The sequence below is a fragment of the Agrobacterium deltaense RV3 genome (genome assembly GCF_900013505.1).
Taxonomy (GTDB): domain Bacteria; phylum Pseudomonadota; class Alphaproteobacteria; order Rhizobiales; family Rhizobiaceae; genus Agrobacterium; species Agrobacterium leguminum.
This window is the reverse complement of sequence record NZ_LT009746.1, coordinates 1,366,791-1,389,121: the sequence shown is the minus strand read 5'-3', so window position 1 is coordinate 1,389,121 and position 22,331 is coordinate 1,366,791. Positions and strand designations below refer to the sequence as shown.

At 55.4% G+C, this 22,331-nt stretch carries 10 protein-coding genes and 3 pseudogenes; 9 read left to right on the top strand and 4 right to left on the bottom strand.

Features of this window, described 5'->3' with window-relative positions; translation table 11 throughout:
• The first annotated feature begins 22 nt into the window (after positions 1 to 22).
• Genes AGR7B_RS20700 through AGR7B_RS20685 form a run of 4 tightly spaced genes read left to right on the top strand, consistent with a single transcriptional unit; the run spans position 23 to position 4,298 of the window.
• On the top strand, positions 23 to 1,132 hold the full coding sequence (locus AGR7B_RS20700; protein WP_080857739.1) for a PAS domain-containing protein: 1,110 nt from the start codon (positions 23 to 25) through the stop codon (positions 1,130 to 1,132).
• Between the two features lie 11 nt (positions 1,133 to 1,143).
• A complete protein-coding gene (locus tag AGR7B_RS20695; protein WP_065654879.1) occupies positions 1,144 to 1,590 on the top strand; it encodes a response regulator in 447 nt (148 codons plus the stop codon).
• Between the two features lie 9 nt (positions 1,591 to 1,599).
• The gene (locus AGR7B_RS20690) at positions 1,600 to 3,912 is read left to right on the top strand and encodes a GAF domain-containing protein (protein ID WP_080857738.1); all 2,313 of its coding nucleotides are present in this window, start codon (positions 1,600 to 1,602) and stop codon (positions 3,910 to 3,912) included.
• Positions 3,909 to 4,298: a response regulator gene (locus AGR7B_RS20685; RefSeq protein WP_121490443.1), complete on the top strand. Its 390-nt coding sequence runs from the start codon at positions 3,909 to 3,911 to the stop codon at positions 4,296 to 4,298. The genes AGR7B_RS20690 and AGR7B_RS20685 overlap by 4 nt, the downstream gene beginning before the upstream one ends.
• Positions 4,299 to 4,520: 222 nt before the next feature.
• Here AGR7B_RS20685 and AGR7B_RS20675 read toward each other — a convergent pair.
• Positions 4,521 to 5,448: pseudogene (locus AGR7B_RS20675) on the bottom strand (IS3 family transposase); the annotation flags it as partial.
• Between the two features lie 64 nt (positions 5,449 to 5,512).
• On the opposite strand from AGR7B_RS20675, the gene AGR7B_RS20670 reads away from it, so the two are divergent.
• Complete coding sequence (locus AGR7B_RS20670) at positions 5,513 to 6,565, top strand: IS110 family RNA-guided transposase (RefSeq protein ID WP_080858174.1); 1,053 nt, start codon at positions 5,513 to 5,515, stop codon at positions 6,563 to 6,565.
• A 257-nt stretch (positions 6,566 to 6,822) separates the two neighbouring features.
• On the opposite strand, the pseudogene AGR7B_RS20665 reads toward AGR7B_RS20670, so the two are convergent.
• A pseudogene (locus AGR7B_RS20665) lies at positions 6,823 to 7,065 on the bottom strand (transposase); the annotation flags it as partial.
• A gap of 99 nt (positions 7,066 to 7,164) precedes the next feature.
• On the opposite strand from AGR7B_RS20665, the gene AGR7B_RS20660 reads away from it, so the two are divergent.
• Positions 7,165 to 8,264, top strand: a protein-coding gene (locus AGR7B_RS20660; protein WP_121490442.1) for an IS3 family transposase whose coding sequence is annotated in 2 segments (ribosomal slippage) — positions 7,165 to 7,417 and positions 7,417 to 8,264 — 1,101 coding nt in all. Because the reading frame shifts where the segments join, the coding sequence is not laid out codon by codon here.
• 292 nt (positions 8,265 to 8,556) lie between these two features.
• Here AGR7B_RS20660 and AGR7B_RS20655 read toward each other — a convergent pair.
• Positions 8,557 to 8,700 (bottom strand): annotated as a pseudogene (locus AGR7B_RS20655) (transposase); the annotation flags it as partial.
• A gap of 543 nt (positions 8,701 to 9,243) precedes the next feature.
• On the opposite strand from AGR7B_RS20655, the gene AGR7B_RS20650 reads away from it, so the two are divergent.
• The gene (locus tag AGR7B_RS20650; RefSeq protein ID WP_080857737.1) at positions 9,244 to 9,915 is read left to right on the top strand and encodes a response regulator; all 672 of its coding nucleotides are present in this window, start codon (positions 9,244 to 9,246) and stop codon (positions 9,913 to 9,915) included.
• Between the two features lie 35 nt (positions 9,916 to 9,950).
• On the opposite strand, the gene AGR7B_RS20645 is transcribed toward AGR7B_RS20650, so the two are convergent.
• Positions 9,951 to 11,435, bottom strand: a complete 1,485-nt coding sequence (locus tag AGR7B_RS20645) for a sensor histidine kinase (RefSeq protein WP_080857736.1) — start codon at positions 11,433 to 11,435, stop codon at positions 9,951 to 9,953.
• Positions 11,436 to 11,849: 414 nt separating this feature from the next.
• Between AGR7B_RS20645 and AGR7B_RS20640 the strand changes: the two genes are divergently transcribed.
• Together AGR7B_RS20640 and AGR7B_RS20635 are read left to right on the top strand one after the other, a co-directional pair.
• Positions 11,850 to 20,390 (top strand): peroxidase family protein, encoded by an 8,541-nt coding sequence (locus AGR7B_RS20640; RefSeq protein WP_080857735.1) that lies wholly within the window; start codon positions 11,850 to 11,852, stop codon positions 20,388 to 20,390.
• Positions 20,391 to 20,562: 172 nt separating this feature from the next.
• On the top strand, positions 20,563 to 22,299 hold the full coding sequence (locus tag AGR7B_RS20635) for a type I secretion system permease/ATPase (protein WP_080857734.1): 1,737 nt from the start codon (positions 20,563 to 20,565) through the stop codon (positions 22,297 to 22,299).
• Positions 22,300 to 22,331 lie beyond the last annotated feature (32 nt).

Sequence of the window (22,331 nt, the reverse complement as noted above, 5' to 3'; positions counted from 1 at the left end):
TGCCGCAAAATCAGGAATCCTCATGACAGATGACCCTCAGACCCGACAAGACGCCAGAGATGCAGGGAACCGTCTCGTTGCTGGTCATGCTTCTGAAGATCCATTCGCGGCGGCGTTCAAAGCCACGCGTATGCCCATGCTCATCACCGATCCGCGTCAACCTGACAACCCGATTATCTTCTGTAATACGGCGTTCTCTAAGTTGACTGGCTATTCCAACGAGGAGCTAATCGGAAAGAACTGCCGTCTCCTTCAGGGACCGAATACCGATCCGAAAGCTGTGCAGAAGCTTCGCGAAGCCATTGCGGCAGAGCAGGATCTGTCAATCGACATCCTAAATTACCGGAAAGATGGATCAGAATTCTGGAACGCCCTCTTCGTCAGTCCGGTTCGGGATGCCTCAGGAACGGTCATCTATTTCTTTGCCTCGCAACTCGACTTCACAAATATCAAGAGCAAGGAAGCGAAGCTCGCCCAGGCACGTCATACTGCCGAAGAAGAAGTTGCGTTGCGAACCGCGGCTCTGACAGATGCCCTTCGAGCGAAAACGGCCTTGGTTCACGAGGTCGATCATAGGGTGAAAAACAACCTGCTGACGATTGCGTCGATCGTGAAACTTCAAGCGCGTATGACTGAGAATGATGTCGTTGAGCGAACACTCATGTCAGTGCTCAATCGGGTCGAAGCTCTAAGCACGGTTCAGCGTAAACTCTTGAACGACGAAGAGGTCGGCTATTTCGACGTCGCAGATTTCGCAAACACCCTTATGCTTGACAAGATAGGTGCGCTTAAGCGCCCCGACATCCAGCTCACGACAGATCTTCACGAAGTCGTAGTCCCAGCGACTAAGGCATCTCCGCTGGCCCTGATCATAAACGAGCTCGTCGGCGACGCTATCCGCAGGGGTCTGAGTGACGGCGGTGGCAAAATCCATCTCGAGATAAGGCGGCTGAACGGGCACTTCTTGATGCGGGTCATCGACACCGTTTCGCCAGTGGAGGTAGACAAAGAAGAGGAGGCTTTCAGCCAGAAGATGCTTGAGGCGTGTCTCCTGCAACTTCGCGCCAAGATGGACCGGAAGATTACCGGTCACAAAACAGACGTTAGCGTCGAACTGTCGGTGAAAGACTGAGAGGATTTGTCTTGAATATTCTGATTGTCGAGGACGAGGTCCTCCTGGCTATGGAGCTGGAAAGCGAAGTGGAAGATGCCGGCCATCATGTCGTCGGGACGGCCGCTGACAGCCGGGAAGCAATCGAACTCGCTGAAGCGACCTCGCCGCAATTTGCTTTTGTCGATATTCAGTTGCTCGACGGCCCGACAGGCATCGATGTCGGCCGCTACCTGTCGGAGAAAACAATACCCTTCGTTTTCGTGTCAGGTAATCTCAAGCGTATACCAGACGATTTTGCCGGAGGACTCGGGGCGATCGAGAAGCCTTACACAATGAACGGGTTGCAGAACGCCATGCAGTTTCTTCAAAGTTTTGTCGATGGAGGCCCCACGTCCGTAGTTCCGCCGAGCCTTGTCCTTTCGCCCGCCGTCCTTGCGGCTCTAGCTTCACGATCAACTTCGCGTCCGCGCGGTTAAGGAAACCCAGTGAGTTCACCATCGGAGCGCATCGGCGCTGTTCGAGATTCAGGTCTGCTTGAAGCTCCGGTTCAGTCGGAATTCCAGGACATTATCGAGGTCGTCAAAGCGGGGCTGAACTGTCCTGTGGCGCTTGTGTCGATACTCGATGAAGATCGTCAGGTTTTCATCGCTCACCTCGGCTTGCCGGAAAAATGGGCCGAGGCGGCTGAGACCCCCCTGACGCACTCATTCTGTCAACATGTCGTCCGCGATAAACAGCCTCTGATCATAGGTGACGCAACGATCCACGATCTTGTCCGGAACAATCTGGCCATCACGGATCTTGGCGTGATCTCCTACATGGGGGTTCCAGTTACGTTGCCGGACGGAATGGTGATCGGGGCGTTGGCTGCGATCGATGGTGAGCCACGTACTTGGACGGAGAGCGAGCTCGAGTTGCTCAGTCGGATCGGCAAGCTGGTTTCGAACCAGATCGCCACTTTTCTATCCGAGCGTCGATGGAGTTCGCTTTTCGAGCAGCTCGAGGAAGGCATTATCGTCGGCTCAGTTGTTCGGGATATCGATGGCAAGATCGTCGACTGGCGGTATGAAACGGTCAATCCCGCTTGGAGTGAACTGGTAGGCTATCCTGACCAAAACGTGTCAGGCCGTACAATGCGTGAGATTTTCCCGAGTTTTGAACAGGAGTGGGTTTCCGACGTCGCAGACGTGGTCGAAACCGGCCGGAATATACGGTTTACCCGGAAAGTTGGCTCGCTTGGCCGCTGGTTCGATGGCTACGTACAAGCCACCGGTAATGACAAGTTTGTCATCATCTTTGTCGAGGTGACGGACCGAATGCGGGCGCTGGAGGCACTTCAGGAGAGCGAGACAAAACTGCGGCTCATCGTCGAGGGGGCGAAAGACTACACAATTCTGACAGTGGATAACGAGCACCGCATTACCAGCTGGTTTGGCGGGGCACAGGAAACGTTTGGCTGGTCGGAAGCGGAGATGCTCGGCCGGCCGTTCGCAGAGCTCTTTACGGTTGAGGATCGCGCGGCAGACGTTCCGGCTAGGGAAGTGCGGAAAGCCGCAGCAGAAGGCCTCGCAGTCGATCGGCGATGGCACCAGACAGCGGACGGATCAAAAGTGTTTCTCGACGGGACCCTTCGCCCGCTTCCAAGCCGAGGTGCTTCACCGATTTCCGGGTTCATCAAGGTCGCACGGAATGCTACGGCGCAAAAAGTTGCGGAAGACCGACAGCTGGCATTTCTGGAGCTAGGTGACAAAATTCGTGAACTGGACGATGTCACAGATGTAGCATTTGCTGCAGCCGAGATTATGGCGCGAAACCTGGCTGGCGCCACAAGAGCAGGCTACGGCCTTGTGGACCCCATCGCCGAGACCGTTGAAATGCTGCCAGACTGGCGAGCAGAAGGGGTCTCGACCGTCGCTGGCCTACATCAGTTTCGTAACTATGGATCATATATCGAGGATCTTAAGCGCGGCGAGACGGTGATTATCCCAGACGTGGAAAAAGATCCCCGGACGTCAGACTCGGCCGAGCTGTTTCATTCGATCGGAATCTCGGTTCTCGTCAATGTTCCGATCGTTGAGCACGGCGCGTTTGTGGGAGTTATGTTCGTTCACTACGACAGACCCCATCACTTCACGACGGAAGAGCGCGATTTTGTCCGCACAATTGCCGACCGCACGCGCGAAGCCATCTCCAGGATACTAGCCGAACAGGAACAGCAGGTGTTGAACCACGAGATCAGTCATCGCCTGAAGAACACGATGGCCATGGTCCAGGCGATTGCAACGCAGACCTTGCGTCCGGTGACAGATCGAGGACCAGTCGAGGCCTTTACCAACCGTCTCCACGCGCTCTCCAAAGCCCACGAGGTCCTTCTCGTGCAGGATTGGTCTTCCGCGCGTATGGAGGCCGTCATTGATTCTGTTTTGCGCCAGCTGTCACTACCCGACCGTTACTCGATGTCAGGTAAAGACTTGGAGCTTGGACCGCGCTCGGCTCTTTCTCTAGCTCTTTTGATGCATGAACTTGGCACCAACGCCCTGAAATATGGAGCATGGTCGAACGACGTGGGTACCGTTACCGTTCGTTGGACAACGCAGGAGTGCAACGGAGATACTGCGCTTCATCTTGACTGGAAGGAGCATGATGGCCCCGCGGTGGTTACGCCATCAGGTAAAGGTTTTGGATCGAAACTCATCCGACTTGGATTGATGGGAACAGGCGGTGTCGAAATCAATTACGATCCGGAAGGATTGCGAGTGACGATGCAGGCATTGGTTTCGCAACTGAGGCACTCATGATGATGGCTGACATTACGAACAAAGTTGCGATCATCCTGGTAGTCGAAGACGAACCGCTGTTGCGTCTGGCTGCCGTCGACCTCGTTGAGGCGGCAGGATATCAAGCGGTTGCCGCGGCAGATGCGACAGAAGCCGTGGCTATTCTGGAGGAACGCGACGATATTCGCATTGTGTTTACCGACGTCGATATGCCGCGCGGCCTCGACGGCATGCGCCTTGCGGCCATCATTCGTGATAGGTGGCCGCCGATCAAGGTGATCGTTGTTTCTGGGCATATCCAGGACCCTGGCGACCGGATTCCTGCTGAAACGGTATTTTTCGCCAAGCCTTACCGGGAAGAGCAGATCGTCGAGACTATTAAGCAGCTGCTTCAACAGAAGGCGTAATTTGATAAGAGCCAAGCTTGCCATGCACACACTAGGCCAAAGCATGTCCGCCGATGTTTGTTAGCCATCTTGCAACGGTGGTGCTGAGTAATGCACAGACACACCCTGAACCGTCAACAGGCCACGTTCCTACCTGCCGCGCAATGCACAGCAAAGTCGCATCAAAGTCCGCTTTGAGGCTCGTCAACGGAAGCCGAACAACGGTGACCTTGCCCGCAAGTTTTATCCAGTTTTGAGCGCGCTCCAGCGGTTTTGGGTTTCTGTATTCGGGGCGGTAGTGGCGGGGTGCGGTGCGGAGCCATTTCGGCTGCGCAGCACCGCATCACGTCGCGGTTTGATTGTCCGAGCGAACTCGGCGGGTGTCAGCCAGCCGAGGCCAGAGTGTGGGCGGTGATCGTTGTAATCGTAGCGCCAGTTTGAAAACCCAGGACTCTCCCGAAAACTGGAGGGAGATTGGGTCTCAGGTCAACTCGTCTCGCAGCCGCCCATTGAAGCTTTCGATGAAGGCGTTCTGGAAAGGCTTGCCCGGTGCGATGTAGCGCCATTCCACCTTGGTACGATCCGTCCATTGCAAGATCGCGTTGCTGGTGAACTCGCTACCATTGTCGCTGACGGTCATCTTCGGCTTGCCTCGTCCCTCGATGATCCGGTCCAGCTCACGGGCAACCCGCATACCGGAAAGCGATGTATCGGCGACGAGAGCCAAGCACTCCCTGGTGCAATCGTCGTCTACCGTAAGCACCCGGAACCTGCGACCATCGATGAGCTGATCCGACACCAAGTCCAGTGACCAGCGACCATGGGCGGCAAGCGGGATCAGCATCGGTGCTCGTGTGCCTATCGCTCGTTTCCGACCGACGCGCTTGCGCACCATCAGCTTCTCCTTCCGATACAGCCAGAAGAGCTTCTTGTGGTTCGCACGGTGTCCCTCGCGTTTGAGCAGCACGTGGATGCGGCGGTAACCGAAGTGGCGGTGCTCATGCTCCAGCGCCCTCATCCGCTCGCGAAGGTCATGGTCATCGCTGCGCCTCGTTTCCCAACGAACCGTCATTCAGCAAAAGCCGATGGCTTTACACGCCCGCCGTTCGCTCATCTGGTGGTCATCAATCAGATGCGCGACAGCTTTTCGCCTTGCTGCGGGGGTCACCACTAATGGGATGGTCCGCCTCGTCCTCCTGCCGCATCATGAGGCGGCCAAACCGAAGGAGGTTGCAATGCCACAGCGCAATATGCCGCGCCCAGCGGCTGTCTACGGAATTGATATTGGCAAGAACATCTTTCACGTTGTCGGCCTCGGGAGCGATGGCGTGCCAGTGCAAAAGGTTCGTTTCCGACGCGACACGCTGCTACAGTTCTTCGAGCGCGCAGCACCGGCGATCGTGGGTATGGAGTCGTGCGCCGGATCTCAGTGGATTGCCAGGAAGATACAGGCGCTTGGACATAAGGTGCGCTTGATCCCCGCGCAGTTCGTGAAGCCCTACGTGAAGTCGAACAAGAGCGACATCATCGACGCGGAAGCGATCGCTGAAGCTGCCACACGTCCAACAATGCGATTTGCTGCACTCAAGAGCGAGGAACAAGCCGATCTTCAGGCTTTGCACAGGATCCGGGATCAGATGATCGGAACGCGAACGCGTCTGATCAATCAGATGCGAGCTTTCTGCCTCGAATACGGGATCGCCCTGCGCCAAGGCGCAGGCCTATTCAAGGTCGACCTGCCGCACGCTGTCGAAGATCAATCCAACGATCTCTCGTCGGCAATGCGTAAGCTGCTCGCAGACCTGTTTGCCGATCTGCGCCAATTGGAACAGCGCATTGGTGACGTCACACGCGAGATCGAGGCGATCGCCAGTCGCGAGGATGTCGCACGACGGCTCATGACGATCCCTGGGATCGGAGCGTTGGGAGCCACCGCACTTCTTGCCGCGGTTGGCAACGGCCGACAATTCCAGAAAGCTCGCGATCTGGCAGCGTGGCTTGGCCTTGTGCCACGGGAATACTCGACCGGAGGAAAGCAGAAGCTTCTCGGCATCAGTAAGCGGGGAAACCGCTATGTGCGCAAGCTCCTTGTTCATGGAGCACGATCCTGCTTTCGGCACCTCGACCGAACACGAGATCGATTGGGGAACTGGCTGAATGGCCTTCAGGCACGAATGCACCCCAACAAAGCTGTAGTCGCACTTGCCGCTAAAATGGCCCGGATTGTCTGGGTCGTCCTGACCAAGCCTGGAGCGCTCTACGAACGCAGGGACCCTGCCTTCACCTGACGCTCCTGGCTCGATTGCAAGGCTCGAGAATAGTGATGACGAAACAGTGGATCAACATGCCGTAAGTCCTGTGCAAAAAAGCGGGCTTCGTGCCCGAACCATTTATTGGGAACGGCATGTGCGGATCTCATCATGGCCTGGCTGCAACCGCAGCCCACTCGCGAGAGGCCGGATACATTTATGCAACTGGAATCGTCATTTACGATGTCGCGTACCCTTGCACGGACGAGGCGGACCATACATTTTTTCCCACAAGGTTTCAAAGCCGCATTGTCCAGCATCGCATCGGTCAGGAGCCGTTTCAGCTTCGTGTTTTCGTCTTCCAGCGTCTTCAAGCGCTTGGCTTCGGGTACGTCCATGCCGCCGAACTGGGCTTTCCACTTATAGATGCTGGCATCGCTTACGCCGTGCTTGCGGCAAAGCTCCAAGACCGGCGTGCCAGCCACGTACTCCTTCAGAATGCCGATGATCTGTTCGTCTGTAAAACGATTGCGCTTCATTCCCTGGCTCTCTCAATGTGACGTGCCCCCAATAAATTTGGCCATTTAGAACTGGAATTTTCCACTTATGATCCCTGGTGGGAAGAAGAGGAGAATTCGATGAAGGCCTCGAAGTTTTCGGAAGCGCAGATCGCATTCGTGTTGAAGCAGGCAGAGGATGGCACGCCGATCGGCGAGGTCTGCCGCAAGGCAGGAATTTCGGACGCGACGTTTTACAATTGGCGCAAAAAATACGCGGGCTTGATGCCCTCGGAGATGAAGCGTCTTCGCCAGCTCGAGGACGAGAATGCCAAGCTGAAGCGGATCGTCGCGGATCTGTCATTGGACAAGGCCATGCTCCAGGACGTGCTGTCAAAAAAGCTCTAAGGCCTGCCCGCAAGCGCAAGCTTGTCGACACGGTCAAAGTGGACTGGAAGGTTTCGATCCGGCGCGCATGTGCGGTATTGAAGATCGATCGGTCGCTTTATGTCTCCAAGTCCAGGCGCGGCGAGCAGGCCGAGTTGAAGCTGAAGATCAGGGACATCTGCCAGACGCGAGTGCGTTACGGTTATCGTCGTGTTCATGTCCTGCTCAAGCGCGACGGGTGGCCCGTCAATCCGAAGCGAATCTATCGCCTTTACAAGGAGATGGACCTCCAGCTCCGCAACAAGGTTCCCAAACGACGGGTCAAGGCGAAGTTGCGGGCGGATCGCACGGAAGCCACCCATTCCAACCATGTCTGGGCCATGGACTTCGTTCATGACCAGTTGGCAACGGGTCGCAAGATTAGGGCGCTGACGGTAGTCGACACCTTCTCGCGGTTCTCGCCGGCAGTCGACGCCCGCTTCAACTACAAGGGCGAAGACGTGGTACAGACGCTGGAGCGGGTATGCCGGCAGGTCGGTTATCCCGCCGCTATCCGCGTCGATAATGGCAGTGAATTTATCTCCCGGGACCTTGACTTCTGGGCTTATCACAAGGGTGTCGTGCTCGACTTCTCGCGGCCTGGCAAGCCGACGGACAACAGCTACATCGAGAGTTTCAATGGCAAGTTCCGGGCCGAGTGCCTGAACGCCCATTGGTTCATGAGCCTTGACGACGCGCGATCGAAGATGGAGGATTGGCGTAGAGACTATAACGAGTTCCGGCCACATAGCGCCATCGGCAACACGGTGCCGATTTCGCTTATGAACGGCTCATCGGCACCCCCGCCGAACTGAGCCAAAACCCCGGAAAATTCCAGCTCCCGCTGGCCCAAATTCGGAGAGCGCATCACAATGGGCCAGAGCTTACTTCAAAATGGTTTATTTCAACGGGGCAAGGTCATTTCAACATGATGGAATTACGGCATACGGGCAGTGCCAAATTGGGGGCGGGATTTGTGCTAGCGTTGTGCTAGGGGTAAAAACGACTTCGGCCTCCCGAAGGAGGCCGATAAAGTCTTGATAGTCTTGAAGATATTGGTTGCGGGGGCGTGAACACACAGAGACTTGCAAAATTACCGGTTGAAGCAACAGCAAACTTCTTCTTCCATTCATACAGGGAATGTTGGCTCACGCCGAGGCGCTGCGAAACCTCCGCAACCGGATAACCTCGCTCGGTGATCTGGCGAACAGCGTCGCGCTTAAATTCTTCGGTGAAATTCGTTTTGCTCATGATGCTCTTCCTGCCTCAAAATTAGGAAAGAAGGCGTCTACAAATCTAGGGGCTATTCATTGCGAGACTATCGGTGAACAGAAGGCCGCAGACGGAGCTACGCCCAGCAGGCGCCATAATATTCACCCCTGCAGCGCCACTGGCCGAAGAAATACTCTCCATCAGTAACGGCCAACGCTCAGGTTCGACAGCAGAATCCTGGAACTGATCGAGCAAACGATAAAATTGTGAGACGTCAACTGGCATTGCCTCTCCTCTCAGAGACAAATCTAGTTGAAAACCCCCTTAAATCCAGTGGTTATTTCAATTTTTACTTTATGTTTAAATGAATAAATGTTGAATGAATCTCTCAATAAATATTGAAATATTATAGGGTGTTACGACCCTAAAACTTACTCTGTGCGATCTATGTAATCATAAATGATTAGTCCGAACTAATACTTTAGTGCCCATAATTCGCAGGGTATCTTCATTTATAGCGAGTTGCTTAGAGAGATTCTATTATGTTATTTTTTCAGCCCAAGTAACTGTGAGGCTGGATCAATGCCATCAGCTGTAAATGCACCGGTTTCAGTCGCGTTTGTTGACGATCACCCTATTCTCCTCGAAGGGCTTGTAAGTCTTTACTCGAGCAAGAAAGATTTGAGGATCGTAGGTCAGGGGCACAATGCTGTCGATGCAATCAAGCTCACAGAGCAGCTTGCGCCGGACGTGATCGTCGTAGATCTCAGCATGCCCGGCGATTCAATGGCAGCGATAGAAGTCATCGTTCAAACAATGCCGGGGACGAAGGTGGTGATTTTCACGGCGACCTCCAGTATCGAGACTGCAATCAAAGCTCTCAATTGTGGGGTTTCCGGCTACGTTCTCAAGGGAAGCAGTTCAACCGACCTTCACGATGCAATTATTGCCGCGCGAAACGGTGAGACATACATGACGCCAGGCTTCGCGACGAAGGTTATCATGTCGATGAAGGCGGCGGAGGCGAGACAGAAAGCTATACAGCAGAAGCGCCTCAGCGTTCGCGAAGAACAGATTGTCTCCTATCTGATGCGGGGTCAGACAAATCGCGAAATCGCCAGAAGTCTCGACATCAGCGAGAAAACGGTCAAGCACTACATGACAATCCTCATGCAGAAGCTCGACGTGCGGAATCGCGTTGAAGCCGTTCTAGCGGCGCAAAAAATTGGCGGACCTCGCGATCTCTTCAACTAGCGTGAGGTCAACGGTGAACGCCATGGCAGACGATGCTAGTTGTCACCATCGTTTGAAAGCTGATTGATCGGCAAGACCGCGACGACGATCGTTCCCGACGCTCGCCTGAATATCCGCATTTTACCGCCGAACGACCTCACCCTGCGCTTCTGACTTGTTAAACCGAGTTTCACCCGCGCTGCGGCCTTTTGATCCGAGCGCACGACGCGTTCCCCCAGGTCAGCCACGACGATGATCAGTTTGTCGTCGTGAATCCGATATCGGATTTTCTGCCTATTGTTGGCGGCGTGACGAAACGCGTTCATCAACCCTTCCTGAATGAACCTGTAGACGCAGACATTCAGGTGAGGTTTATGCATCTCGTGCGGTATCAGCCCATCCATCTCAACAGGAAACGCCGTAAGGTCCCTATAGCGAGCGACGGCGAGCTTTATTGTTTCACTCAAGCTCAGTTCGTCGAGTTCCGGCAATGATAGACCGGCGGAAATTTTCCGGAGCTCTGCAAGGACGCTTGAAACAAAACTCAAAAGCTTTTCAAGATCGGCGTTGACCTTCAAACCGCTGGCGCGCTGCTCTGCAATCATATCGCTCAGACGAAGACTGATAAGGGTCAGAACCTGCACCGGGCCATCATGCAGGTCGTTACCGATCTGATCGAGTATCTTTTCGTTCAGCTTACCTGCTTCGAGCCTGGCGTAGTCGGCGGCCTTCCTCAGCTTGTCGTTTTGTTCCCACAGATCTAGTGCGTTGAGGAGGTTGGCCTCGATCGCCCGCTTTTGACGGACAATCAACCGGCTCGCCGCCAATGCCATGAGATACAATAACCCGAGCATCGGCAAAGTGATGCTCGCTACAATCAGGAATGTTCCGCGCCGGGCTGAGCCGAGTTCGGAGATAAGATAATTGGGTTCTTCGTAAAATTCTCCGACAAGAATGACTTTGCCATTCTTGTCTCGGAGAAGTGGCGCGTAGACCTCCAGGAGGAGGTTTTGTTTTTCCTCGCCGGTATAGACGTGCTTGTCCACCTCCGTACGGGACACGACGATCTGACCTGACAAAGCTGATTTCAGCTCATCGAAGACGGTTGGATGATCAATTTTCTGATTGTTGGTCGCATAGAATATACTCCCATCGGCCCGCCAAAGCTTGATCGTGCGAACGTGCTGACCGATTGGCCCTGTGCCGAGCAGATTCTCAAGGCGTGATACAAGGACCGGGTCAATCGTATCGCTATTGAGATCAGCCTCTTGGATGAGCGGAGATACAAAGGTTTCGAGATAAAGAGCCCCTACCCCCCCAGCTCCCTCGAGCATGGCGCGTTCAACCCGATCGGTAGCCCAAAACGTCAGGCACGACATTAAGACAATCACGATCGGTGACATCAGGATCATGAATTGTGTCGAAAGGTGCAGATCCCGGAACCAGTGGGTCAATCGTCGCGAGGACGATTTCCATTTTCCAAGCGATCCATTTTGCGATTTTGCGTCATCACCAGTGTTGTCAAACGGCGAATCTTTCATGTCCCAGCCCGCTGATATTTAATCCACAAAGCTCGTCGAATTCGGACTTATCAGAAGCAGAACTTCATCGCAGACTTGATCTTTGAAAAATCTCGGATGTTGGATGCTTCTGCAATTATACAATTATTTCAGCAATTTAATGCGCTTACCCTATTTCCGCAAGCCACATCGACCTTGGACTACAAACTCTCAGACCAAGGTCTGATGAACTCCTGCGACCAACGGGCCTGAAAGAACTGGACCATGTGAAATGGTCTTGCGCAAGCGATTCCTGCAACCTGAGAGCATGAAGGCTAGGGGAATCTCCTTCCGGGCGAATGGAGGAGATTGGGATTGTGCCTGATGGCCAATCGAAACGTTCAAAGCCTCCATCCATGTAACGCGTTCTAGCGCGCTGGCGCTTCGGAGGGGAAAATGGCTGCTTTTACACTTAACCAGGCTGACCTGGCATTTGTTCTTCATCAGATCAAGGTCGCGGAAGTTCACGCTTCTGGTGTTCCGCTCACTGAAATCCGGATCAACCCTGATGGGACAGTTGTTTCCGACCGGTCGCAATACGATGCTGTCACCGGGGTCTACCTTGGAAACCCGTCAACGCCTCGCGCCATTCCCGATCCCCATGTGCCCGTCGGACTTCGCACTGTCGACGGTACCTACAACAATATCGTGGCGGGCCGGGAACTTTGGGGGGCTGCCGACCAGGCCATGCCGCGTGCGCTTGATCCGAATTTCCGCAACGATGCCGATGGCGACACGATGTCACTCGGAGGCCCGGCCGTCGTAACGAACACCGACTACAGTGTCGTCGGCGCACCTTCCGGAACAAATGGCGGCCATACAGGGAACGTTGCCGACGCAGATCCGCGCATCATCTCGAACCTTATCTCCGACATGAGCATCAACAATCCGGCTGCGGTATCGGCCTGGTTCAACAATCCTCTGGCGGTCGCAGCATGGGAGGAGGCTAACCCTGGTATGGTACCCGTGGCGCCCGGAGAACCTCTTGGCACGAACGGTGTATACCTCACCAATGCCGACCTTGCTTCGATCCCGAACATTGCACCTGATGAAGGTCTCTCGGCGCCGTTCAATGCGTGGATGACGTTCTTTGGCCAGTTCTTCGACCATGGTCTCGACCTGATTAGCAAGGGTAACAACGGCTCAGTTTTCATTCCACTGCAGGCGGACGATCCTCTGGTGCTCGGCGCCGATGGAATTGCCGGTACGCCCGACGACCTGCCCCCCAGCTTGCGCTTTATGGTCATCACCAGAGCGGACCCTGTCGATGGCCCCGGTGCAGACGGGATTATGGGGACGGCCGACGATACACATCACGAGGCCCGTAACACCACAACTCCGTTCGTTGATCAGAACCAGACCTACACCTCCCATCCGTCGCATCAGGTTTTCCTGCGTGAATACGCGACGGTTGGGGGCGTCACCGTCGCGACCGGACGTTTGCTTGATGGCCCTCCCCCTGCAGGTTCTCCCGCAGGAACACATGGTGGCCTTCCGACATGGGCGGATATCAAGGCTAACGCTCTTCAGTACCTCGGCATCCAGTTGAGTGATGCGGATGTTGTCAACCTGCCTCTTATCCGCACCGATCAATACGGCAATTTCATCCCCCATCCGGTGACAGGTTATGCGCAGGTTGTGACGGGTATCGGTGCAGACGGCATTCCAAACACCGCTGACGATGCAGTGGTCTCCGGCACACCGTCAACGCCTATAAACACGTTCGCCTCGCTGGCGCTACGTACCGGCCATGCCTTCCTGGACGACATTGCGCACAACGCCAACCCATTTAACAGCCAGACCGGCGCGCTGAAAACTGCGGACGCCGACGGTGTCGTCAACAGCGGCCCCCTCGCATCCGGTGTTTATGATAATGAGTTGCTCGAACGGCATTTCATCACGGGTGACGGCCGCGGTAACGAGAATATTGGCCTGACGGCGGTCCATCACATTTTCCATTCCGAGCACAATCGTCAGGTCGACTCCCAGATGCTGACGATCCTGCAAAGTGGCAATATCGCTTTCATCAACGAATGGCTGGCGACCGATATCGGCGGCCTCCCGGCTGGCTTTGAAAATCTTCCCGCGATCGATCAACTAGCCTATGCACAAGGCCTGAACTGGGACGGCGAGCGCATGTTCCAGGCAGCCCGGTTCGCAACCGAGATGCAGTACCAGCACCTCGTATTTGAAGAGTTCGCGCGCAAGATTCAGCCCGCGATCGATGTCTTTGTTTTCAACTCGGTCACGGACGTCAATCCGTCGATCTTCGCGGAATTTGCCCATACCGTTTACCGCTTCGGGCATTCTATGCTGACCGACGGTATGCCACGCGTTTTCCTGAATGCGGATGGTACGGAGACGCCAGCGACCGAACCCGAACTGGATCTCATCGAGGCCTTCCTCAATCCGGTCGCGTTTGATCTCAACAGCACCATCAGTGCGGATCAGGCAGCTGGCGCGATCGTGCGTGGCATGGTCGTCGAGCATGGGAATGAAATCGACGAATTTATCGTCAGCTCCCTGCGCAACAATCTGCTTGGTCTTCCGCTGGATCTCGGCGCGATCAACATTGCTCGCGGTCGCGACACGGGCGTGCCTTCACTCAACGACGCCCGTGCGCAATTGTACGCGGCAAGCGGCTCCACATTCCTGAAACCCTATGACAACTGGGTTGATTTTGCCGCCAATCTGAAAAACTCCGCATCCGTGATCAACTTCATTGCAGCCTATGGAACGCACGGAACAATCACCGGCGAATCCACGCTGGCCGGAAAACGTGCGGCTGCGACAGCACTCGTCATGGGCGGGGCTGGTGCTCCTGCGGACCGCGTTTCCTATCTCACCAGCACAGGGACATGGGCAGGTGTGGAAACGGGCCTCAACCTGATCGATCTCTGGATTGGCGGCCTTGCCGAAAAGAAGATGCCCTTCGGTGGCATGCTCGGCTCGACATTCAATGCGATCTTCGAAATGCAGCTCGAAAACCTGCAGGATGGCGACCGGTTCTATTATCTGACCCGTACACAGGGCCAGAATTTCCTCAACATGCTGGAACAGAACTCATTTGCCAAGATGATCATGGCGAATACCGATATTGCCCAGCCTGGCGCTGACGGTATCAGAGGTACCGCCGACGACGTCATCGCCCGCCACCTTGGCGTCGATGTCTTCGCCGATTACGATTTCGTACTCGAGATCAACAAGGCGAACCAGGTAGGCGACGACCCTGTCGGCGACGATCCGATCATGGCCGCTCTTGGGCTCGGTAAAGTTCAGCGCGATGATCTCTCCACTGCTGACGTTGACGAAAGTGTCGCTGACACCAGCGCCGATCAAAGCGGTACCACGGGACATTACCTTCGCTTCACCGGTGGTGAACACGTCGTGGTCGGCGGCACGATAGGCAACGATACCATTATCACCGATTTCGGCGACGACGGTATCTGGGGCGACGCCGGCGACGACCGCATCGAAAGCGGCGCCGGGGTCGACCTCGTTAACGGCGGTGCAGGCAACGATATCATCACGGACTCGGGCGATACCGGCGACTTTGTGAAGGGCGATGAAGGCGACGACGTGATCGCCAATTCGAACGGCATGGATATCGTCATGGGCGGAACTGGCAAAGATGTCGTCTTTGTCGGTGTCGACGATACGGAAGTGTTCGGCGGCGATGGTGACGACTTCATCCTCGGCGGTGACGGCGTTGATATGCTTATGGGCAATGAGGGCGACGACTGGATCGAGGCAGGTGGCGGTTTTGACACCACGGCTGGAGACAACTCCGAACTTTTCTTCAATTCGTCGATCGTTGGTCACGACGTCATGTTTGCCGGCAATGAGGAACACGATTTCGATGCCGAATCCGGCGACGACATCATGGTGCAAGGCGAAAGCGTCATGCGTAATGAAGGCATGTTCGGTTTTGACTGGGCAATCTTCAAGGACGTGGAGATGGATGCTTACGCCGATATGCGTATCCCGATATTCACCACGGAACAGGAGGACATCCTTCGCAATCGTTTCGACAAGACTGAAGCGCTTTCCGGTTGGAACTACAACGACACATTGCTTGGTGACGATCGTGTCTTCGGCGACGTGGCACCCGGCGACACCGTCGCAACGACGGAAGGTATCTTCTTCAACGATGGTTTGACGCAAGCAGGCGTCAATCGAATTGAAGGCCTGCGCGAACTTCTTGGCAGTCTTATCGCGGCAGCGCCGGCCAGCGGCAACCTGGAGGCGATTACCGCCTTCGATCGGGGTAACATTCTGCTCGGCGGAGCAGGTAGTGACTCACTGCGCGGCAATGGCGGAGATGACTTCCTCGATGGTGACGCGTGGCTCAACGTTCGTATCCGCATCACGCCTGCCGGTGCGGAAAATACGGATGGCAACCAGATTGCTACGGTCGACAGCCTCAAACACGTCTTCACCGAAGACGAAAATCCGGCCTGGGCTGGAAAGTCGCTCTTTGAGCTGATGATCTCTCGCACCATCGTACCAAGCCAGTTGCATATTGTTAGGGAGATTGTCTCATCAACAACGCCGCTTGCAGGTGATGATACCGCCGAGTTCAACGATATTCGTGCAAACTACACGATCGTCAGAAATGGTGATGGAAGTTTCACGGTGACCCACAACACGGTCAGCAATGTCGTGGATCCGTTGACCGAGCGCAATCTTGTGTCTGACGGTGTCGATACTCTACGCAACATTGAGGCCGCACGGTTTTCGGACGGTGTCGAGGTTGCCCTTGTAAACAGGGCAGCCACTGGTGCGCCTGTTATCAGCGACACTTCACCCACTGAAACGCAGACCTTGACGGCAAATACCTCTGGAATTGCCGACGCAAATGGTCTGGGAACGTTCAGCTTCCAGTGGCAGACATCGGCCAATGGCATAACGTGGACGAACGCTGGCACAAACTCACCGAACTTTACGCCTCTGCAGGCACACGTAGGTCGGCAAGTGCGTGTCGTCGTTAGCTTCGTCGATGGCTTTGGCTCTGCTGAGCAAGTTACATCGGCTGCAACCCAGGTTGTAGGTGATGTCATCAACGCTGCAAATGGCGGCGTTATCGTCAATGGAACCAACGGCGCAGATATAATAACCGGGGGCCGGGGGAGCGACACGATCAACGCTCTAGGGGGTGATGATATCATTAACTACCAATCGCTTCCCCCGAATGGGCACGATATAGTCAATGGAGGCACTGAGGGGCCAAATGGTGACATTTTCATTATTGATGGGTCACCGCTTGCAGAAACTTTCCGCGTTTACACCCGTGCTGCAGCTTTCAGCGCAGGGCTTACCCAGATTGCCGCTGGTACTGAGATCGTAATCACCAGGAATGGTCCCAACAACAATACAATCATAGCGGAACTGACCGAGATCGAAGAGATCGTGATCAACACCAATGCGGGAAACGACACGGTCCTAGCAATCGGCGACTTCTCGCCGACCAACCTCAGCTTCAACACGATCACCATTAACGGTGGAGCAGATGATGAAACTGTCAACATCTCCGGATTGATGTCAGCACATCGTATTCTCTTCCGCAGCAATGGTGGCGACGATACGATCGTTGGGACCCTTCGTCCTCAGGACGTTGTCGAACTGGCGCCGGGACAACAACTCTCCAGCTACACTCTTGTGGACAATGGCAACGGAACAAAGTCATTTTCGAATGGCACGCATTCGATCACTTTCACAGGTAGTGTCGCGCCCCATTTCCAGGAAGCGACTTCAGGTGAGGACGGCGACGATATTTCCGGTCACTTCGAATACACACCAAGTGATCTGGCTGGTCTGAAAGCACTCGTGAATGGTCTTTCTCCCAACGATGGTGATGATCCTGTCCCAACAGGTGTCCGCACCCTTTCGGGCCATGGCAATAATGCTGCAGATCCCGACGCAGGTGCTGTGGATACACCATTTATCCGCATCACCCAGTCGCACTACGGCGAGCCGGACGCCTTCGGAAATTCCGCGATCAACCCGATCTTTGCCGGGCTCGATCCCCGAAACATCAGCAACATTCTGGGCGCGCAGGAAGCAAACCTGCCTAAAGCCAATGCCAACATCTTCTTCATGGCGTTCGGACAATATTTCGACCACGGCCTGGATTTTCTCGGCAAAGGCGGAAACGGCACGATCCAGATCGGTGCTCCCGGAATCGGTGCTCCCGGCTCCGGCAATCCGGCCGATCTGACACGCGCAACCGTCGCCTATTATGACGACGGCGTTCCGCAGCACATAAACAAGACGTCGCCGTTCGTCGATCAGAACCAGGCTTACGGCTCGAATGATCTCGTCGGACAGTTCCTGCGCGAAGGCGATGGATCGGGCGGTCTGGGGGCACATTTGCTTCAAGGCGGTGCGGATCCCTCCAACCCGACCTTCAAGTTGATGCCGACATTGCGTGACCTTATCCTGCATCACTGGCAAAACGATACGGTTTTTCACTCGCCGTCGCTTGCAGGAGGTCAGGCTAGCTTCAGATCCTATTTCCCGGGTCTCGTAACGGCAGGAGTGATCAACGAGGCGATGGTGTCCGGGCTTGCTTCGGACTTCATGGGTAGCACGCACGCACTGCTTCTCGACACCAACCCCTACATCAGTCTGCTCGATCACTATGTAGCGGGCGATGGCCGGGCGAATGAGAACATTGCCCTCACCTCAATGCATACCATCTGGGCCCGCAACCATAATTTTCATGTCGAAGGCCTTGAGGCAGCCGGCTTCGACGGAACTGCTGAGGAGTTGTTCCAGGCTGCAAAGATGCTCAATGAAGCGGAATATCAGCGTGTCGTCTTCACCGAGTTTGCAGACAAGCTGATCGGCGGCATTAGAGGAGACGGTGACCACGGTTTTTCGGAATACAATCCGAACGCGACGGCAGCGATCAGCCATGAATTCGCCGCTGCTGTCTATCGGGTTGGTCATTCGCTGATCGGCCAAACCATGACGGTCCTCGATGAAGATGGGAACCCGACCCAGGTGGCATTGTTCGATGCCTTCCTCAATCCCACGAACGATCCAAGTGCCTTCAAACTGCCGCTCAGCACGCTTGCGCAATACGGATACGTGCCACAGGAAGGCTATGAGCAGTCCGGTGTGAGTGCCATCCTCGGTGGGATCGCGACACAACCTGCCGAAGCCGTCGACTTCAACATTGTCGACGCCGTACGAAACGACCTTGTGCGTATCAACGCCGACCTGTTCGCCTTCAACGTTGCACGAGGCTGGGACGTCGGACTTGGAACGCTCAACCAGGTTCGCATGGACCTCGCAGCATCCACAGACCCCTATGTCGCAGAGGCGCTAGGATATGCAGGAGCAATGACGGCCTACACGTCCTGGGAAGATTTCCAGAGCCGTAACGGTCTCTCTGATACCGTGATCGCCCAGTTCCGTCAGGCATATCCAGACCTCGTGCTCGAGGCCGGTGAAATCGATGCGTTCCAAGCGATCAACCCGGATATCGAGATTGCGATGCAACCGAACGGAACCGGCATTGTCAAAGGCATAGATCGCGTTGATCTGTGGGTTGGAGGCCTTGCCGAGAAACACATCAACGGCGGCATGGTCGGTCAGACATTCTGGGTCGTCCTGCAGGAACAGTTCGATCGCCTTCAGGAAGCTGATCGCTTCTACTATACGGAGCGTTTCGACGATTTCGATTTCTACGAAAACTTCATCGACGGCCAGGAGTTCGCCGACATCATCGCGCGAAACACGGGTCTGACGAACCTTGACGAGGATATTTTCTCGCCGAACGTCCAAGACAACGAGGAAGAAGAGGAAGACGACGACGACAATAACGATGACGACGATGATGACGGCGGCGCCAACGGTGGCGACGATAACGACAATGACGATGAGCAGGGAGAAGACGAGGACGACGAAGGCGAAGAAGACAACGACGATGAGGATAGCGACGATGACAACGAGAGTGGCAGCGGCGAGGATGACGATGACACCTGCTCGCACGATGACGACGATGACGATGGCCCCGTTGTCTCTGTCCCGATTGCAGCCCTTGCCCTAATCGGTACCGCTGCAGGTGAAGTACTCGCCGGGCAAGCAGGCGATGACACGATACTTGCGGGTGGAGGCTCGGACGTGCTGTCTGGGGATGCCGGTTCTGACATCCTGAGGGGCGAAGACGGCGACGACGTGATTGTCGCGGCTGCAGGAAACGATGTTGCAAGTGGTGGCATCGGCGATGACGAGCTGCACGGCGGCGCCGGTCACGATGTACTCTTTGGAAATAACGGGGCCGATCTTCTCTTCGGAGATTCCGGCAACGACACCATCGAAGGTGGTGCCGGTGACGACCAGGCCTGGGGTGGCGATGGGGACGATATCGTTCTTGCAACAGCCAGCGACGGAAATGACCGGTATTGGGGAGACGGAGGCAAGGATACCCTTGATTACTCCGTCGCAACGACCAACCTGACCGTAGATCTCGGTACAGGCCTCATGGGACACGGAACTGCAGTCAGCGCCACGACTGGTAACGATACGTTCTACGGCTTCGAGAACTTCGTGGGTGGCTCAGGTCATGACGTGATCACTGCATCGAATGCTGCGAACGTGATGGATGGCGGTCTTGGCAACGACACCTTCCGCTTCACAACGACGAGCGCCGCCAATGGCGACAGCATTTACGGCTTTCAGCCGGGCGACAAGATCGACTTCTCAGCAATCGATGCCAACACAGGTGTTGCGGGTAAGCAGACCTTCACAATCAACAGTCCAGCCTCTCTGACTGCGACCGGAGGTATTGCGATTACGCATGAAGTTCGTGACGGCGAGGACTTTACGGTCATTCGTGGTCACACCGATGCAGATGGGAACGCCGACTTTGAACTGGCGGTTTCCGGAAAGCACCATCTGACCAACAACGACTTCACAGGAGTTTCCTGACCAACCGAGAGCGAACGGGGGACATCCCCCGTTCGCTTTAAATTCCCAACGCCGGTGAGGACTGGCACCGGCGTTGCAACTGAAATGGGATGTCTTGGGTCAACCAAATCACTCCACGACATGCCGCGAACTTAACGCCGAATGTCGGCAAAGTTTCCAGGGGGAATTTCAGATGAGTGGCACCTGCAACAAAAAAGAAAACCAAATAAATGGCTTAGGTGGCTTGATGATGTTTGTCTTCGGCCTGTCCGGCATCATCAATATTCTGGCCCTGACCGGCGCCTTTTACATGCTCCAGATCTATGACCGTGCGTTGACCAGCGGAAGCGTGTCGACGCTTGTTGCATTGTCTGGCCTGGCAATCGGCCTTTATCTTTTCCAGGGTCTCTTTGATATTCTTCGGTCTCAGATCTTGGTGAGGCTTGGGGCAAGACTGGATACTCAACTGGCCCCACTCGCCCACAAAGTCGTCATTGACATGCCGCGCTATGGTTACTCCACGGCTGAAGCGACAGAGCGTGGCCGTGACGTCGATACGATCCGCGGCTTTCTAGCGAGCCCTGGACTAATTGCGCTGTTCGATCTGCCCTGGATGCCAATCTACCTCGTATTCGTTTGGCTTCTTCACCCGATGCTCGGCATGCTGACAGTTGGGGGAGCCGTGGTCCTCGGTCTTTTGACACTGTGCACGGAACTTCTGACACGTCGTCACGCCAAAGAGATGCTGAAGTCGACGGTCCTGCGAAATGCAGTGATAGATTCCAATGCGCGAAACAGCGATATCATGCACTCAATGGGCATCGCTGATCGGGCCGTCAGCCGTTTTGAGCGCGCCAATCGGCGTCATCTGGATACGCAAACCAAGACATCCGATATCTCCGGGACATTCTCAGGCCTGTCGAAGGTATTGAGAATGATGCTGCAATCCGCAATTCTCGGGCTTGGCGCATATCTCACAATCAAAGGTGAATTGTCGGCTGGTTCGATCATCGCATCTTCGATAGTGACCGCACGCGCACTTGCACCGGTCGATCAAGCAATCGCGCAGTGGAAGGGAATGGTCTCGGCTAGGCGCAGTCATGCGCGCCTGAAAGAAACGCTGGCTGTTCTCGACGACAAGACAGCACTTTTGAACCTTCCCGCTCCAAAGGAAACATTGACCGTCGAAGGTATCACAACCGTCGCGCCCCACAGCGGTGCGGTTCTGTTGAGTGATGTTAGCTTTGAGCTGAAGGCTGGCCAGGCGCTTGCGTTGATCGGCCCGAGCGGTGGCGGGAAAACGACCCTTGCCCGCTCCATCCTCGGCATCTGGCCGACACTTCGCGGCTCAGTGCGCATTGACGGTGCGGATCTCAAGCAATGGCCTTCAACCTTCTTCAGCGAACATGTCGGCTATCTGCCCCAGGACGTCTGTCTGATGGATGGAACCATCGCAGAGAACATTTCGCGTTTTGCCGAAACGCCGGAGGCGCGCACGATCCTCCAGGCCGCAAGGGCAGCAGGCATCCACGATATGATCGTTCGCCTGCCGAATGGCTATCAGACGGAGCTCGGACCGAATGGCATGTCGCTTTCCGCCGGTCAGCGCCAACGTATCGGGCTTGCAAGGGCGTTGTATGGCAGCCCGTTTCTTGTCGTACTCGACGAACCGAACTCCAATCTCGATGCCGAAGGTGAAGAAGCACTGATGAAAGCGATTGCCGCAGTGCGCTGTCGCGGCGGGATCGTGGTGGTCGTCGCCCACCGCCCTAGCGCACTGCAATCTGCCGACATGGTCGGCGTTGTCCAGAACGGCAAGCTCGTAGCGTTCGGTCCAAAGGACGAAGTTGTGAAAGGCCCACAACCACAGTTGCTTCGCTCAGAACATACACGCGTCCAGGCGTCGTCAGGCAATACTCCGGCAGAATGAATTTGTTCCGTTGCAACGCATAGAGGCAACAG

Bases quoted from the DNA above. Each gene is read 5' to 3' on its own strand.
- AGR7B_RS20700 (WP_080857739.1), top strand. From the start codon at position 23: ATGACAGATGACCCTCAGACCCGACAAGACGCCAGAGATGCAGGGAAC.
- AGR7B_RS20685 (WP_121490443.1), top strand. From the start codon at position 3,909: ATGATGATGGCTGACATTACGAACAAAGTTGCGATCATCCTGGTAGTC.
- AGR7B_RS20670 (WP_080858174.1), top strand. From the start codon at position 5,513: ATGCCACAGCGCAATATGCCGCGCCCAGCGGCTGTCTACGGAATTGAT.
- AGR7B_RS20650 (WP_080857737.1), top strand. From the start codon at position 9,244: ATGCCATCAGCTGTAAATGCACCGGTTTCAGTCGCGTTTGTTGACGAT.
- AGR7B_RS20645 (WP_080857736.1), bottom strand. From the start codon at position 11,435: ATGAAAGATTCGCCGTTTGACAACACTGGTGATGACGCAAAATCGCAA.
- AGR7B_RS20640 (WP_080857735.1), top strand. From the start codon at position 11,850: ATGGCTGCTTTTACACTTAACCAGGCTGACCTGGCATTTGTTCTTCAT.
- AGR7B_RS20635 (WP_080857734.1), top strand. From the start codon at position 20,563: ATGAGTGGCACCTGCAACAAAAAAGAAAACCAAATAAATGGCTTAGGT.